The organism is Pseudomonas sp. o96-267 (genome assembly GCF_003935465.1).
Classification (GTDB): domain Bacteria; phylum Pseudomonadota; class Gammaproteobacteria; order Pseudomonadales; family Pseudomonadaceae; genus Aquipseudomonas; species Aquipseudomonas sediminis.
This window is the reverse complement of the sequence record NZ_RHQP01000043.1, coordinates 22,026-36,797: the sequence shown is the minus strand read 5'-3', so window position 1 is coordinate 36,797 and position 14,772 is coordinate 22,026. Positions and strand designations below refer to the sequence as shown.

Here is a 14,772-nt window from a genome sequence, read left to right as displayed (position 1 = left end):
TTGAATGGGTTCATGTGCAGCTCCATCAGCAAAAGGGGATGATAAGTTTATCACCACCGACTATTTGCAACAGTGCCAGTCGCCAAGCAGCTCGGCCGCAAAGGCGGCCGCAAGCCGAAGATGACCGACAGCAAGATCGAGTCGGCCAAGAAGCTGCTGGCCAGCGGGGTGCCGCCCAAGGACGTGGCCAAGAACCTCGGCGTGTCCATTCCGACGCTGTACCGCTGGGTGCCAGCCTCCACGCACGCTTAGCGTGCTTTATTTTCCGTTTTCTGAGACGACCCCTCGTAGCGCCTCGTCGATGGATAACCTCATTGCAATCTCCAATGAAGAAACAAAGTAAGGAAGAAAGAAACAAAGAAACCCCGGCTATCCCCACGCCGCGAAAATCTTCTTGACCACCTCATCCGAGCGCTTGTCGTAGATGCGTGTTGTGCTCAGGTCCGCGTGCCCCAACACCCGCTGGGCGATCAGCTCCCCGTGGGTGCTGAGCATTTCGGTGCCAACTGTTCGGCGCGCATCATGAGGCCTGACAATGAAGGGGAGGCCGGCGCGCTTGGAGCGATACTCAAGCAGGTAGAAGAGGCTGCGCCCCTGCAGCCCAGTCGGAGCCAGCTTGCCGCCTTTCCATATCCGGTTGAGAAAGAAGCCGTGATGCAGATCATTTGCCCGGCGCACCTCGCGCCACGCCTGCAGGTAGGGAATCGCCCATGCAGCCAGGTATCGCACATCGTAGTGCCCACCTTTTACCTTGACCCGCAGCTCGCCCTCATCCAGATCGAGGTTTTCATCAAGCAGGCCCGCAGCCTCGGCCCGACGAATGCCCGACCCGAACACGAGCGCAATCAGTGCAGCGTCTCGCACGCCCTGGACCCGCTCATCTTGCATGCAGTCGCGGAGCAGGGCGGTCTTGTAGACCTGCTCGACTGCGCGACCTCGGCCAGCTTTGTTCTGGCCTCGCGGCAGCTTTACCTGGGCGATCAGCGCAAACTGCTCAGCAGGCATCAGTCCACGGATGTAGCAGGCCCGAGCGATGCCGCGCAGCGCGTGCATGTACAGCCGGATGGTCCCGGTTTCCAGTCGCTCACCCCAAGCGAAGAGCAATTCAGCCATCGCCTCGGCGGTAACCGTATGCCAAGGGAGACGATCAACATCGCCCATACCTGAGCCGATCATGCCTAAATCGTCCGCTATCCGGCGCAAGGCGTAGCGCATCGTGATACGGCTTGTCGACGCAAAACTGCTCATGAACTGGCGCACTACCTGGGCCATTACTGCCGGCGTAACCTGGCTGGGCAGAGTGCTTTCGGAGAATTTGAACGGTTCCAGATCGGTCACGTCGAGGCACCTTTCAGGATGGCGATGATCAGCTGCTTCTTCAGGGCGTCGATACCCCCGGCCCGAGCCAGCGACCAAAAGCCAGCGGGAGAGGGCGCATCATCGGGAAGAGGGGACGGGTCAAGATCGACGGTCAGCAGGTTCGCACCGTGGCGCAGCTCAACCACATAACCAGACCCCGCCTGGAACAGGCCGCGCGCAGCCGCGACTTCAATCTCTTTCTTTTCGTGCATCCACCGCAGCAGGCCAAACAGGTTTTCCACGTTGGCGCGGTCAGCATCATCGACGACCGGGAAGAGGTTGTGCTGACTGAGGACCGGAACAAACGCTGCCTTACCCAGCTGGTAGTAGTTGGAGCCATACTCCTGAGTCGTGACAGTGGCCAGCGTGAGCAGCGGAGTGCTCCGACCATGCAGCAGCTCAGCGTTGCCGAAGAAATCCAGCTCGACACCATCGCAGATCAGCTGCCGAGGACCGACCTTGGTGATGACATCGAGCAGCAGGCCATAGCGCCGCGAGCTGCCGAATTGCTCGGTTTCACGAAGTAGTTTCGCCATCGCAAACAGCCGGGACTTACTGATGCGGGTGTCCAGTATGTGCTGCAGGGGAATACCTGGCGTGACGGTAAAGCGAGCAGCTGCAGCGCGAAGCGCGGCGTACTGGTCGGACAGTCTCACGGGGGCAGATGGGCAGTACCGGTGCAGCCCGGCCATTTCCATCAGCGAGAGCAGCAGCGACAGAACGGGCTTGGGACGCACTCGCGGAACCACGTCGCTACGTGAAATCTGGCGGGTATTCCTCTTGCCAGTTGGCTGGATTTCACTGTGGAGCGTGATGTGACCGCCATCAACAAAGCGCTCCGCTTTGTGACTGACTGTGCCGCCGCTGGTCTTGTTTTCGCCCCCAGACCGCGCGAACGGGCATTTCGCGGTGTGATCCGCTGCATCCGGGTTGTTCTTCAAGCTCAGCATGCCGGTGTCCCGCATGGCGACGTGCATGACTGGCGCAGGATGGCAGCACTCACAAGCCAGCCAGTGGCCGTCCTTCCTGATCCTGAGCAGCAGCTCCCTCGGCGCCGACGCCTTGCCGAGGGCGAAGAGCCGAAGCGACTCATACTCAGAAAGGCTGATCTTGCGAATGGTTGCCAGCGAACGGTCGATGATCCTCATACCCACCCCATAGTGGCCTAGTGCTATATCCGATAAAGAGCAGACCCGGATACTGCGTGTCGTTGTTGCCTGGACCGCAGCCGCCGTGGCTGCTCCGGCCTTCCGCCATATTACTTCCCTAAACAAACATTTAGGGAAGTAATCTCTATTCTGCAGGGCGGCACATGGCCACCCTCTCTTTTCCCGTGCCTGGATCAGGCCAGATGAGGAATGCCAATCGAATCCCAGTCATCCGCCAGCGGCTTGAACCCATCGACCCACGGCCACGCCACTTCAACCTCCTGTTCCTCCGAGGCGAATGCCGCACTCTCGGTATTGAGGTAGTCGAGAAACCACGCGGTCGTTGATCGGCTATCGACCTTCACCGGGCAAAGTATGGCAACCAAGTTTCGATAGCCTGCGGGCGGCTCCGGCGCGATCCAGCCAGGAACCAGCATCGGGTGCTGCGGCGGCGATGCCGTGTTTACACCCCGGTACAGCTCTGCATCTTTTTCAGTCTGCATGATCAACCCATCCGCATATCAGTTTTGGCCTTGGCACCGGCCTGAAGCATCCGCTTGTGCAGTTCCTCCAGCAGCGCATGCCCAAGATCGTCTTCCATTCGCTGCCCGCCATCCATGAGCCACTGCGAGAACTGCCGAAAATCGCCAACGTCACCAATGGCGCGATTACCGAGCATTTCATTGATTATGCGAGCGCATTCAGCGAACTTGTCAGCACCTTCCTTGTACCCATCGGCGTATTCCTGCGCAATGATCGAATCATTGCCGCTCAAGTCTGCCGCCTTCGGCTTCGGCGGCTCCTGCCCGGTAAATCCGGCGACAAAGCCATCATCCCTGAAAGAAGAAACCCAAATTCCCATACGTCCCCCTCAATGTGCGAGCGCCTTTGAACATGCCCCAAGGGGGCGGAACCGAGGTCAGGTTCGTTGAATGATTGCCCGGCGCGTGGTATGTTTCACGGTATTATATTACTCTATCGCACGGAATTGAGCCAAGGAAAAGCATGGAAATTGCGCGCCCTACGCAGCCTTATACCGAGTCGCTAACCACCCTGCTTGTGGCCTGCGCCCTCATCGTTCTCTGCATTGCTGGCGAAGCTATTTCCTACAACCTTCTACCCGGCACCTTCCCCAGCACACCGAGCAAGTCATCCACAGTTTCTGTTGAAAAGTCTGTTGGTAAGTGATGAAAACTCAATGCAATCAACCCACAAAGCAGCAGGGCAGATAATGAGCAGACTGACCGCATTTTCGATGGGCCTGGCCCTCCTTCTGGGGGCCGCGCTCAACTCAGTAGCGATGGCCGCTGAAACCATGACGGTGCAGCTGGAGGGGATTGCTGATGGGGACACGATCTATGTCCGTGCGCCCCAGACTCAAACGAGCTACCGGGTACGCCTCGCCATGATCGACGCCCCCGAGAACGATCAGGAGTACGGCGTTGAAGCAACCGCCGCGCTGCAGCACCTGCTGCGTGGTGCCGGCCCCCTCACCCTCACCATCAGCAGCACTGACCGCTACGGTCGCCTCATCGCCATCGTGGAAGACGACCGCAATCGCAACATCAACCTGGCCATGGTCAGCCAAGGGGCTGCTTGGGTGTACACCAAGTACGCCAAAAGCGGTGCCTACGCGGGCGACTACTCTCTCTTCGCCAATGCTGAGCGCCAAGCCAAGATGCGCCAGATCGGACTGTGGCAAAACCCCGAGGCAGTTGAACCCTGGCGCTACCGCAGGAAGTAATGGCCATGCCAACCGAACAGCCTGCTGCCGACCCGCAAAGCAAGGCGCTGACGATTGCGCGAATTTACTTCCAGGCGCACCTGTCTGCCGATGAGTCTAGGCACTACATGGAGCAGCGCGACCTATCCTCAGCGGCCTGCAGACGCTTTGAAATTGGCTACGCGCCCGATAACTGGCGCGGGCTGACCGATCACTTCAAGTCGCACGCTATCCGGCTCGCTGCGAAAGATGCAGGCCTGCTCACAAGCCCCGCAAACTCTTCCCGCTTGCTCGATTTCTTCCGTGATCGACTGATCTTCCCCATCCGCTCCCGCGAAGGCGAGCTGGTGGGCTACGGCGGGCGGTTGATCACCGAGAAAGAAGGCTCTCCCAAGTACCTGAACACCCCTGAAACAGACAAGTTCCAGAAGAGCCAGCTGCTCTATGGGCTGCACCAGAATCTGGCCTCGATCAGCAAGCGCAAGGAAGCGATTCTGGTTGAGGGCTATATGGATGTGGTGCGGCTTTCTACGTCTGACTTTGACTACGCCGTCGCCCCGATGGGCACCGCACTGACCAATGAACAGGTGGGCCTGCTGCGCGATAGCGGCGTGCGCCGCCTGTGGATTTGTCTGGACGGAGACAGTGCCGGCGAGAAGGCAGCTGAGCGCAGCATTGACCTGCTGATGGATCACTATCATCCATCGCTCGAAATCATGCTGGTAAGGATGCCGGATCAGCATGACCCTGACTCCCTCATTCGCGACTCAGGCCCGGAGGCCTTTCGCCGCTGCCTTGACGACGCCACTGCCCTCCCCGACTTCATTCACCAGGTCTGCACGAAAGGCTTTCCCGAGCGGCCGTGCCTGGAAGACAAGGCACTCTACCTGCAGCGTCTTAGCCCATTCATTCAGCGTGCAGCAGGCTTCCTACAGGACCGCCTGATCGAGCAAGCGCAAGACTTCACCGGACTGACCCCCGACGACATTTATGCGGATCGCCAGAGCCGCAAAGACAACGCGGTCGTTTCCCAGTGGCACCCTCTCGTCACGCTCGCGGCGCGCTGGATGATGTTTGACCCCGAGTCCAAACGAATAGCGGCAAGGCTGGAAAAGGTCGGTCTTGAGCGCCACGGGCTTCAAGAGCTGGCCGATCTTGCCAAGGCCATCAACCAGCAGGAAAAGCCAGAAGGCCTTATGGCCCAGTTCTGCCACGCACATGGCGAGCTACTCCACGAGGAAATTCTTACCCTCCGGCAAGGCTGGGGGGCATGGCTCAAAGACACTCAACTTGAGCACAACCTGGAGACGCTGAGCCAACTCCCCTTCGACCATCAGGCCAAAGAAGCAATACGGTCCGCGATGAGGCCGAGGTAACGCAACACCGCCCCACGACTCAGTGGCGGCGCATCATTTCACGTAATCAAGAAGGTATGACCGATATGAAAAACACAATCTTCGCTTTCCTGGCTCTCGCTGTAGCCCTGCCGATGGCTGCCAATGCCTCGCCCTGCGGAGCAGAGTTGTGCCTGTCCGACTTTGAGGCGGCCAAAGAAAGCGACGGCGCCTGCGATGATGAGATGGATAGCTTCTTTGAAATCGTCGAGCGCCACAAAGGGCACTTTTCGCCCAGTAAAACGCTCAAGAAGCGCCGCGACTACCTCTACAAGTGCGAGTCCGGCAACAAAATGGATAAAGAGCGGATTCTCGCGAAATTCGGCTCGATCATTAAGCCATCCTACTGATCGCCAGCAGTGTTGCGCTGGCGATAGTGCGGAGTTAGATGGAAGGCTCTACTATCGGATTAGTACCGCCTTCCATCTAATCACTGTTAACCCCTAAGGAAGTATCGTGAAACTATCACTAATGGCAGCAATTTCGAAGAATGGAGTTATCGGAAATGGCCCAGATATTCCATGGAGTGCCAAAGGGGAACAATTACTCTTCAAAGCGATTACCTATAATCAGTGGCTTTTGGTAGGCCGAAAGACTTTCGAGTCAATGGGGGCTTTACCCAACCGAAAATATGCCGTTGTAACTCGTTCAAGCTTCACTTCCAGTGATGAGAATGTATTGGTATTTCCATCTATCGATGAAGCGCTAAATCATCTGAAGACGATAACGGATCATGTGATTGTGTCTGGTGGTGGTGAAATATACAAAAGCCTGATCGATAAAGTTGATACTTTACATATTTCAACAATCGACATTGAGCCAGAAGGTGATGTCTATTTTCCAGAAATCCCCAGTAGTTTTAGGCCAGTTTTTAGCCAAGACTTCGTGTCTAACATAAATTATAGTTATCAAATCTGGCAAAAGGGTTAACAAGTGGCAGCAACTGACCGCCAAAAGTGTCACTTGTTTTGCCAAAAAGCCGGCAAAACAAGCGCCAATTTTGTCGGCAGCTGTGCCAGGCGTTCAAAAGCAGCTGCGCTGGTAGACTTATCCACAGTTGCTGGTAACAAAATCAGCAATCCGCCCTGGGTCAAATTTCAATCGGCAGGGTGGGTCAATTTTCCATCACCGCCAGCCCAGTTAGACCGCCTGATTGAGCGGCAGAGGCCTGGTCATCGCCCGACGGCCATGGCGGCTGGCTGCTTCGGGGGGCTTGCCTTGGGCAGGGCTGCAGCTTAGGTTGATGACATTGGGGTAAAGCCCGCCCCTTAACCAAACGTTAGGAGTCTTCTATGGCAGCGGTTTTACGATCCGTTGGCGTTGCTTTGCTTAGCGCGTTCGCTGTTCCTATCGCGGGCATCACAGGCATTGCCTCAGTAATTTCACTTCTTGTTTTTATATTTTCTTCCGAGGCGAGGTCATTTGGTCTATTTCTATTCTTCTTGGCAGCGGCTTCAACGTGCTATTTCGCCGTAAAAACGTTGCAGGGCATCGCAAAGCGAGGCCGCCTTCTGGTTGAAAGCATTAACGCAAAAGAAAACCTCAATCTGAATCCTGAAAACATGCTTGGCTATCCAAGTCCTGCATTCTTTGTTTTTGACAAGAACAACCGGAAACTTGCCATATGCAACAGCGTAACCGGCGACTACAAGTTACATGGTTTCAACTATGTTCTTCAGTGGTACTACGAATGGGGAACTGGCACTCGGATGGATGTTGGCATTACTGGCGGCGCATTCATTCCTGGGACAAATATGCGAGAGCCAACAATCACGCACAGCGAGTACAAAAAGAACTTCACATTGGTCTTGGAAGTTGCCGATGAAAACAATCCGTTCTTTAAATTTCCTATGCAAGGAGAGTCACCAGCAAAACGGTGGTGTGCAAAGCTCAATGCAATATTTAACGGGTAAACTCCTAACAATTCGTTCCAGCGGACTGTCAAAAGCTACGCTTTTGCCATCCGCTGAACTCAAACGTTCAAAAGCAGCTGCGCTGGTAGACTTATCCACAGTTGCTGGTAACAAAATCAGCAATCCGCCCTGGGTCAAATTTCAATCGGCAGGGTGGGTCAATTTTCCATCAGCGCCAACACAAGGATGACCACGAGTGCGGCCAGTGGGATTTTCCAAGCGTTCTCGCCCTGCAAGTTCGACTCTCCTATCAAAGTTTGCCGCACATAGAATCCTGCAGAGCCGAAACGGCACTGCCCAACTCGGCCAGCGCCTCGATTGGCAAATCCTGCGTGGTAAAGCGGCGCGTATCAAAAGTCTGCTGGAGCATGCGAAGCGCCCTGCCCGGTATGCGAAGCGTACCCTCTGATGGCTCGCCTCCATCCAGCTCGACGAAGTAGCCGGTTACACCTGGGGACATAGCTTCTGTGGTGATGTATGCGCACGCACCGAATAGAGCCAAGTCCGCCTGCGCGGTGTAGACGTGGACACACCCTAGCGCGAGGTCCACGACACCAGAACGCCAGATATCCAGCTCGGATGACAGCCGAACACGACAAGTCAGGTAGTTCTCAGGCAGGCATACCTCTTGCGCCCCCACCAGCTCGTCATACGTCACCAGCCCCGCCGACCGACCGCCAACAGAGCACAACAGCGCGGCAATTTCTCTCACCCAGTTCAGCTGCAGATGATCCAGTTCGTCAGCCGGCTGAGAGGGGCTGATAGAGAAGCTGGTGGCTCCATCCGCGAGGCATTCCAGTATCTCCCTGATCTTCGCATCCGATAGCGAGAGCAGCACGGAAGCCCCCACTTGATCCCGGTGGGAATCGTAAGGATAAAGGCGCGCTAGCAGCATGTGTCACTCCCGTTATACACTGTACATTGTCATTATAACCAAGTAACCAACCCTCTGACAGAACGACCGGGAGAGGCAGCGCCGATGAACACCTATCAAGAAGGCAGCTTCCAGAAAATCAGCGACATGCTCGAAATCACCAGTCAGCGTCACGGCGCGAACGGGTTCAGCATTGGTGAAGAGGTACTGCCGCTTGCACTGGCACTTGATGAGTGCGGTCCGGTCACATGGGCGCTGGTCATGCACGCCGAAGCCATTGCCAAGCAATCCGGGCTGGGTAGCCACGATCAGACCAATTTGTTGCCGTTCACCTGCACCGTGAACGAGCAAACGCCCTTTGGCAACCAAGCGATCATGCAGCCGGGGCATCTCCCTCTCTCGCTCGCCTTCACCTTTCTTGACGCAGCCCTGGAGCACAGCATTGCCCTCGGCATGCAGCACTACGGCTACAGCGCCAGCGAGTGGCAAAAGCTGGATGAAAACCAAAAGGTCATCCCCATCGAGCCTTACCTCGCGAACCTGCAGCAAACCTGGTTGAGCGACGTACACGAAACAGGCACGCCTGCAGAACGCTTCGTTGCCTGGCCACGGCTGCTGGATACCAAGCAAGTCAATGGCCAGCCCGAGGCCGACCAGCAGAGCAAAGTGCTCAACTTCCCTTCGATGCGCTAAGAGGCCCGCATGAAAGGTAAGCCGCTTGAATCGTACCTGCAGGACACGCCGCATGAACTGTCCGCAGACGAACTCGACCGCCAGCTGTTTGATGCCCACACACAACCTCGCCGCACCGCAACCAGCCAGCGCGCTCCCGACCAAGGGATTGAGGACATCAACAGCTTATTTGATGCCACCTTCGACCAGATCATCGCGAACGAGGAAAACAAGAGCCTAGTAGATAGCGCGGTGAAAACGGCGAGCCACGGCATCAAGGTGCTCGCCCCACTGATGTGCGCTGTAAGACGCTGGCACGACCCCTCTACAGAGCCGGAGAAGGTCGAGAAGAGCATGGGCAGCGTTCTCAAGCGCCTGCACCAAGACACCCGCGCTGTGGCCGAGGCTTACAAGGTCAAGGCCGATGAGGCGCCGGCCTGGTTGCTGTCGCAAATCAGCGGGCAACTAATGAACGTGCTCGTCGAAGCCATCAACCGGAACAACGGCAGTGTGCTGGTCGAGCAGGATCAGCGCTATCTCATGCCACTGCTCAACTTGGCTAATCAGGCTGAGCACGTTGGCGAAAGCCCCTACGCGAATCCTAATGATACCCAGTGGACGCTGATTAACTCACTGATGACTGCGGCATCAACCGTGATGACGGAGTACCAGAATTTCAGCTACTTCCACGAAGACCCTGCCGCAGTCTCCCAGCTGGTCACCGAGCATCTGCATGAGCGAGTCATTGAAGGCACCCTGGCCCAACTGACTGAGCGCTGGGGGCTTAACGAGCAGGAGCGCGGGTACATGGGGGCGAGCCTCATCAAGCAGGCAGGCCTGCTGCTCGCCGCCGCCTGGTCAGACTGCATGATTCCTACGCTGAGCGAAATTAAAGCCCTGCCCACTGATGCCAAACGCGAGCTGATGGTTACCGGCTATCCGCTTGATGTTGTCTTCGATCATTTCGAGAACGCCTACCAAGGCCTTGAGGTTTCTGCAGTTGGCGCGCTGCGGGCGATGAACCCCATGCGTGAAAAAGCGCCGACCCAACAGCACAAATCAGGGCTATCGAATGCGTAATCTCATCCTATCCATCGCCATGTGCTCAGGCCTCGCGACCACCCCAGCATTCGCAATCGGATCGGCCAGCGATGAAGCCTTAACCCCACTCACGCCTGAATGCCTCGCCAGCGCCGCTGAGCGCTACGAGCTGCACCCCGACATCCTGCTGGCGATTCTCATTGTTGAGGGCGGCACTGTCGGGCAGAACAACCGGGGCAACGCGAATGGCAGCTACGACATTGGGCCGTTCCAGCTCAACACCATTCACCTTCCAACGCTGGCGAAGTTCAACATTACAGAAACCGAGCTACGCAATGACGGCTGCCTTAATGCTGCCGTTGCCGCCTGGCATCTACGCCGCGTACTGACACCGCAAGTGCTCTCCAACGTCACAGATGACGAAAGCTATCTGCGGGCGCTGGCGCTCTATCACTCGGCAACGCCTGAATACAACGAGATTTATGCCGGGAAGCTCCGCGCAGCATTCACCTACCTTTACGACAACGAGGCTCAGTAATGGCGGCTGATTATGGTGACTCCGGCAAAGGGCTTAACGAATTTGCATTCTTCGCAGTGGTTGGAGCCGGCTTTGTGTTCGGCCTGTGGTGGGCATTTCGCCCATTCATCATGTACGCCAGTTTCTTTGCGTCCTACTACATGTTTACGGCTTACGAGCACTTGTCGTGGCTGATGACAAGTAGCGAACTGAACAACATGATGGTCGCGCGCAAGGCAATCCCTACGTTGAACCCCACGCAGTACGGCATTTCATCGCTGATGATGCTTTTCGAGTATCACGGTTATATCTGGCGCTGGGTGACAGTCCCTGGACTGATCTGGCTGGCATGGATAAATAAGAAATCCATCGTCCGCTACAGCTACCGCCGCGAGATCAAGGACGTTTATCAGCTCATTGATATTCAAGCGAAGCACTTCCCGGCCTCCGCAATCATCAAAGGCAAAAATCTGCTTGCGACCCATCCCTACGTGGGGCCGTGGGCGACTTACGCCCTGCCGCTGGACTTCGCGCTCGACAATCAATTTCTGTGGGTATCAAAGACGCCGATCCAAGGCACCACCCCGGTGGATACCAAAACCATGGTTCCTATCCCGCCGTTTGAGCCTGACGAAAAACTTCAGCCCTTCCCGATCAAGCGCAAGATGCTTCCTAGCTACGAATACGTTTGCTTTAACGTCGATAAATCCAACGAGACATTCGCCAAGCAACTTGGCGACCTTTGGAAAGGCCCGGACAAGCTCCCTCCCCTCGAAAAAGCACTGTACGCAGCCTTTTGCGCTCAAGCTGCCGGGGAGAACGAGAAGGCCTGGAAGCATATCGAGCAGTTGGCATTCAGCTTCCGCGAGGGCGAGCGTGACAAGAACGGAAAACTGACCCGGCCACACTACGCGAATACAAAAGGCTCCGACGAACTCATTAAGGCCTATGGCAGCCGCCCACAGATCAAAGAGATTCATCTGGCCCATGCGCACGCTATCAATGTCATGACCGCAATGCTGGCAGAGGCGCGCCGCAAGGGTCGCCTCATGCACTCCAATTTCCTATGGCTCAAGCCCGTCAACCGGACGCTCTGGTACGCGCTCTGCGCGGTCGGGGGTCAGTGCCCCTACTGGGAGAACGCTGGCGCTTGGGCACATGCAGATGTCGAAAGAAAATTCGGCAAGAAAATCACGATGCCGATTGTTGCAGGGGCGGTCATCGCCATGCGCAACCTGATGTCCATTGAGCACTGGATTGATCCTGGCGAGCACTCTGAGGAAGCCCAGCGCCGCGCCGTTGTCGAAGCGAACGCCCTCCTAGACGCGGCTCAGGAGAACAACAAGCCGAAGCAGGGCGGCGGTCTGCTGGGCGGTGGATACCGTCAACAGGCCCAGACCAAACCCGCAACAGCCCGCAAAGGCCGCGAGGATGATCAGCCATGAAGAAGACTGACGTAATTGAGGCTGAATACGAAGTAGAAGCCAGCAGGGTCATCATTGATCCGCGTTCATTTGGCCAGCGCTGCTGGGACAACCTGCAGCATCCACGCAACCCGATGATTTGGGCAGTAATTTCTGGCCTCGTGACCATTGTGTGGTCTGGCTTCATCCCATTTGCGGTATTTGTGTTTTTCATCCTCTGGTTGGCAACGGCAACGAAACCCGATGTGCTGCCCATCCACTTGCCAATGGATGCCAATAAGATCGATCCGAACGACGCGAAGCCGGGCGGCAAAGCCTTTTATAAAGCTCGGGGGAGCTTCTACATTGGCCGCAGTCGCAATACAGGCTTTGAGCTGTGGGCATCATTCAAGGCGCTGACGCAGCACTTCCTGATTTTCGGCACCACCGGGGCCGGCAAGACCGAAAGCATCGTCTCGTACATCGTGAACTACCTTTCGGTTGGGTCAGCAGTATCGTTCCAAGATGCCAAGGCAGCACCCAAAGCGATGTTCCAGATCGCCACGTTCTGCCGGATTTTCGGGCGCGACGACGATTTCCGCGTAACCAACTACATCACGGGTCAAACCTCGGCTTCGCGCGACCCTGCTGAGCGTATGTCAAATGACGCAGCGGTCTTTGCGTCGGGTAACGCCGAGTCAAATACTCAGCTGCTTGTCTCGCTGATGCCGCCCAGCCAAGGGGATAATAAAATCTTCTCCGAGCGCGCAGTCGCGCTGATTGCCGCTGTAATGCCCGCGCTGACCAACTTGCGCGACCAGGACATACTGCAGATAGACCCCGGCGTTATCCGGCGCTACATGAGCTTCAAACAGTTCGTTGCCGTCTTCCGAAACAGCGCAATTCGCAAGGCCAGCCGCGATGCCCTGCAGGCCTATCTAGAGTCGCTGCCTGGCTACGACGAAAACAAGGCCGTCGCTGATCAGCCCGAAGAAGTGACCCGTCAGTTCGGCTTCGCACAAGCCTATTTCACACGATCCCTTGCATCGCTGTCCGACACCTACGGGCACATCTATATGGTCGGTCAGGGGGAAATCGACTACCAAGATGCCGTGCTCAACGGACGCATGTTGATGACGCTGCTACCCAGCCTGGAAAAATCCGGTGAGGAACTGGCAAACCTCGGCAAGATCGTTCTGACCGCAACGCGAAACGGCATGGTTGTCGGCCTCGGGACGGTCTTCGAGGGCAGCGCAGAAGACGTGGTGCATAACTTGCCCACCAACTCTGAAATCCCCTACGGCGTCATGAACGACGAAAACGCCTACATGCTGGTTGAGGGCCAGGAAATGATCAACGCCCAGGCGCGCGGCCTGGGCTTTGGTGTTCTGACGGGCACGCAGGATGCGCCCGGCATGCTTGAGAACATCTCCAAGACGACCAAGCAGATCATGGCCAACTCTGCGTTCAAGCAGATCATGTATCTCGATGACTCGGAGACAACCAAGCTCGCCATTGAGTTTTCCGGTGAAGCAAATGTGATGGTCCGTAACTCATACGAGCGAGACGGTGACCTGGGCAACTACTACGCCGGCAAGACAGCCACAATGGAGAAACGCAGCCGCCTCACTGCATCAGCAATCAAGCAGCAGGGCCTCGGTCAGGCCTACCTGATGTATCAGGGCAAAACTCACACGGTACAAGTCTTCAACCACGGCATTTCCGAGAAACATAAAAACCCAACGCACCGGTATGTCTCCCATTGGTATCCCGTGCGCATGGCGAAGGTCCGCATGCCGAATGAAGAAGCCTTGAATGAGCTGATCGCCTTGAGTCCGCGCCCTGAGTGGATAAATCTCAAGATAATGATTGGCGACAACGCTCGTGCTTTGCTGCATGAGATGAGCACATTCTTCGGCTCGCAGCTCCAGATCAGACGAATCACTGAATACCATCAGAAGAACAAAAGCAGTGAGATGACCGCCATCACCAAGGAGGTATACGGCAATCAGGTTGACCTCAAAAAAGAGGTCGTGATTGAAGAGTCCTCCGGGCTAATGAGGACCATTGAAGACTCTTCGCCTAAGAGCTTCATGGACGCACTCGGCATCCTGGTAAGCATCTTGAAAACAGGAAAGTCTGAGCAGGTCAGGCTGCAGAGCTACGGCGATGAGGCACGACTCGACGACTTCGCTAGCCTCTTCGACGCCAACGAAGATGATCGTGACGACTCGGGCAGGACTTCTGGTGGCTCCGGTGCCGCTGGCGGCTCAATGCCGCGCTCTGCAGCTCCGGCTACTCCAGCTCCAGCAGTTGTCGAGGACGACATCCTCAGTGGCTATATGTCTGGCGACTTCGATCCGGCAGACGACAGGCCGGGCGTGAGCGATCCAGTTGAAGCTGATGAGCCTGTAGTGATCCAGAGCGCCCCAGAGCGCCCCAAATCTGCAATGGCATCCGTGGTCGAGCGCAACCTTGCCCACATGCCCTGGATGGCGTCTGCGGTCGAATACGAGGCCACGCAAAGCGCCCTGGTGCAGACCGAGATGTATTTCAACGATGGGGACGCATCGCAAGCGCAGGCAGCCGTCGAACAAGTCATGGACAGTATTGCCAGCCAGCTGCAGTACCCAACCACCTCAATGGCAGATTCTCTGCTCAGCACCGACCAGATCAAGGGAGCAATGGCTCTGCTCGTCGGGAATAACCGGCCCGCGAGCTGACCAGC

Annotated in this window: 16 protein-coding genes and 1 pseudogene; 12 read left to right on the top strand and 5 right to left on the bottom strand. The window is 56.5% G+C overall.

Features of this window, described 5'->3' with window-relative positions; genetic code table 11:
- Positions 1-66 precede the first annotated feature (66 nt).
- A pseudogene (locus EGJ86_RS22290) lies at positions 67-252 on the top strand (helix-turn-helix domain-containing protein); the annotation flags it as partial.
- Positions 253-369: 117 nt separating this feature from the next.
- Here EGJ86_RS22290 and xerC read toward each other — a convergent pair.
- The 4 genes from xerC to EGJ86_RS22270 form a co-directional block, all read right to left on the bottom strand.
- Positions 370-1,338 carry a tyrosine recombinase XerC gene (xerC, locus tag EGJ86_RS22285; protein WP_125836674.1) on the bottom strand — a complete coding sequence of 323 codons (969 nt, stop codon included), beginning with the start codon at positions 1,336-1,338 and terminating at the stop codon, positions 370-372.
- Positions 1,335-2,507: a hypothetical protein gene (locus tag EGJ86_RS22280; RefSeq protein ID WP_125836673.1), complete on the bottom strand. Its 1,173-nt coding sequence runs from the start codon at positions 2,505-2,507 to the stop codon at positions 1,335-1,337. Before EGJ86_RS22280 ends, xerC begins: the two co-directional genes overlap by 4 nt.
- A 194-nt stretch (positions 2,508-2,701) precedes the next feature.
- A complete protein-coding gene (locus EGJ86_RS22275; RefSeq protein WP_125836672.1) occupies positions 2,702-3,010 on the bottom strand; it encodes a hypothetical protein in 309 nt (102 codons plus the stop codon).
- Between the two features lie 2 nt (positions 3,011-3,012).
- A complete protein-coding gene (locus EGJ86_RS22270) occupies positions 3,013-3,369 on the bottom strand; it encodes a hypothetical protein (protein ID WP_125836671.1) in 357 nt (118 codons plus the stop codon).
- Positions 3,370-3,512: 143 nt separating this feature from the next.
- Here EGJ86_RS22270 and EGJ86_RS22265 point away from each other — a divergent pair, with 143 nt between their 5' ends.
- The 6 genes from EGJ86_RS22265 to EGJ86_RS22235 all read left to right on the top strand — a co-directional run bounded on the left by EGJ86_RS22265 (position 3,513) and on the right by EGJ86_RS22235 (position 7,537).
- Complete coding sequence (locus EGJ86_RS22265) at positions 3,513-3,695, top strand: hypothetical protein (protein WP_125836670.1); 183 nt, start codon at positions 3,513-3,515, stop codon at positions 3,693-3,695.
- 43 nt (positions 3,696-3,738) lie between these two features.
- The gene (locus EGJ86_RS22260; protein ID WP_158620917.1) at positions 3,739-4,251 is read left to right on the top strand and encodes a thermonuclease family protein; all 513 of its coding nucleotides are present in this window, start codon (positions 3,739-3,741) and stop codon (positions 4,249-4,251) included.
- A gap of 5 nt (positions 4,252-4,256) precedes the next feature.
- The gene (locus EGJ86_RS22255) at positions 4,257-5,606 is read left to right on the top strand and encodes a DNA primase (protein WP_158620916.1); all 1,350 of its coding nucleotides are present in this window, start codon (positions 4,257-4,259) and stop codon (positions 5,604-5,606) included.
- 65 nt (positions 5,607-5,671) lie between these two features.
- A complete protein-coding gene (locus tag EGJ86_RS22250; protein WP_125836667.1) occupies positions 5,672-5,974 on the top strand; it encodes a TrbM/KikA/MpfK family conjugal transfer protein in 303 nt (100 codons plus the stop codon).
- A 106-nt stretch (positions 5,975-6,080) separates the two neighbouring features.
- On the top strand, positions 6,081-6,554 hold the full coding sequence (gene dfrA15 / locus EGJ86_RS22245) for a trimethoprim-resistant dihydrofolate reductase DfrA15 (RefSeq protein ID WP_001355915.1): 474 nt from the start codon (positions 6,081-6,083) through the stop codon (positions 6,552-6,554).
- Positions 6,555-6,916: 362 nt separating this feature from the next.
- On the top strand, positions 6,917-7,537 hold the full coding sequence (locus EGJ86_RS22235; protein ID WP_125836666.1) for a hypothetical protein: 621 nt from the start codon (positions 6,917-6,919) through the stop codon (positions 7,535-7,537).
- 250 nt (positions 7,538-7,787) lie between these two features.
- Here the strand turns inward: EGJ86_RS22235 and EGJ86_RS22230 are convergent, their stop codons facing one another.
- Complete coding sequence (locus EGJ86_RS22230) at positions 7,788-8,432, bottom strand: hypothetical protein (RefSeq protein ID WP_125836665.1); 645 nt, start codon at positions 8,430-8,432, stop codon at positions 7,788-7,790.
- Between the two features lie 84 nt (positions 8,433-8,516).
- Between EGJ86_RS22230 and EGJ86_RS22225 the strand changes: the two genes are divergently transcribed.
- Genes EGJ86_RS22225 through EGJ86_RS22205 form a run of 5 tightly spaced genes read left to right on the top strand, consistent with a single transcriptional unit; the run spans position 8,517 to position 14,767 of the window.
- The gene (locus EGJ86_RS22225; RefSeq protein ID WP_125836664.1) at positions 8,517-9,104 is read left to right on the top strand and encodes a hypothetical protein; all 588 of its coding nucleotides are present in this window, start codon (positions 8,517-8,519) and stop codon (positions 9,102-9,104) included.
- A gap of 9 nt (positions 9,105-9,113) precedes the next feature.
- Positions 9,114-10,163 carry a hypothetical protein gene (locus EGJ86_RS22220; protein ID WP_125836663.1) on the top strand — a complete coding sequence of 350 codons (1,050 nt, stop codon included), beginning with the start codon at positions 9,114-9,116 and terminating at the stop codon, positions 10,161-10,163.
- Positions 10,156-10,662: a lytic transglycosylase domain-containing protein gene (locus tag EGJ86_RS22215; RefSeq protein WP_125836662.1), complete on the top strand. Its 507-nt coding sequence runs from the start codon at positions 10,156-10,158 to the stop codon at positions 10,660-10,662. Before EGJ86_RS22220 ends, EGJ86_RS22215 begins: the two co-directional genes overlap by 8 nt.
- The gene (locus EGJ86_RS22210) at positions 10,662-12,086 is read left to right on the top strand and encodes a hypothetical protein (protein WP_125836661.1); all 1,425 of its coding nucleotides are present in this window, start codon (positions 10,662-10,664) and stop codon (positions 12,084-12,086) included. The genes EGJ86_RS22215 and EGJ86_RS22210 overlap by 1 nt, the downstream gene beginning before the upstream one ends.
- A complete protein-coding gene (locus EGJ86_RS22205; protein WP_125836660.1) occupies positions 12,083-14,767 on the top strand; it encodes a hypothetical protein in 2,685 nt (894 codons plus the stop codon). The genes EGJ86_RS22210 and EGJ86_RS22205 overlap by 4 nt, the downstream gene beginning before the upstream one ends.
- Positions 14,768-14,772 lie beyond the last annotated feature (5 nt).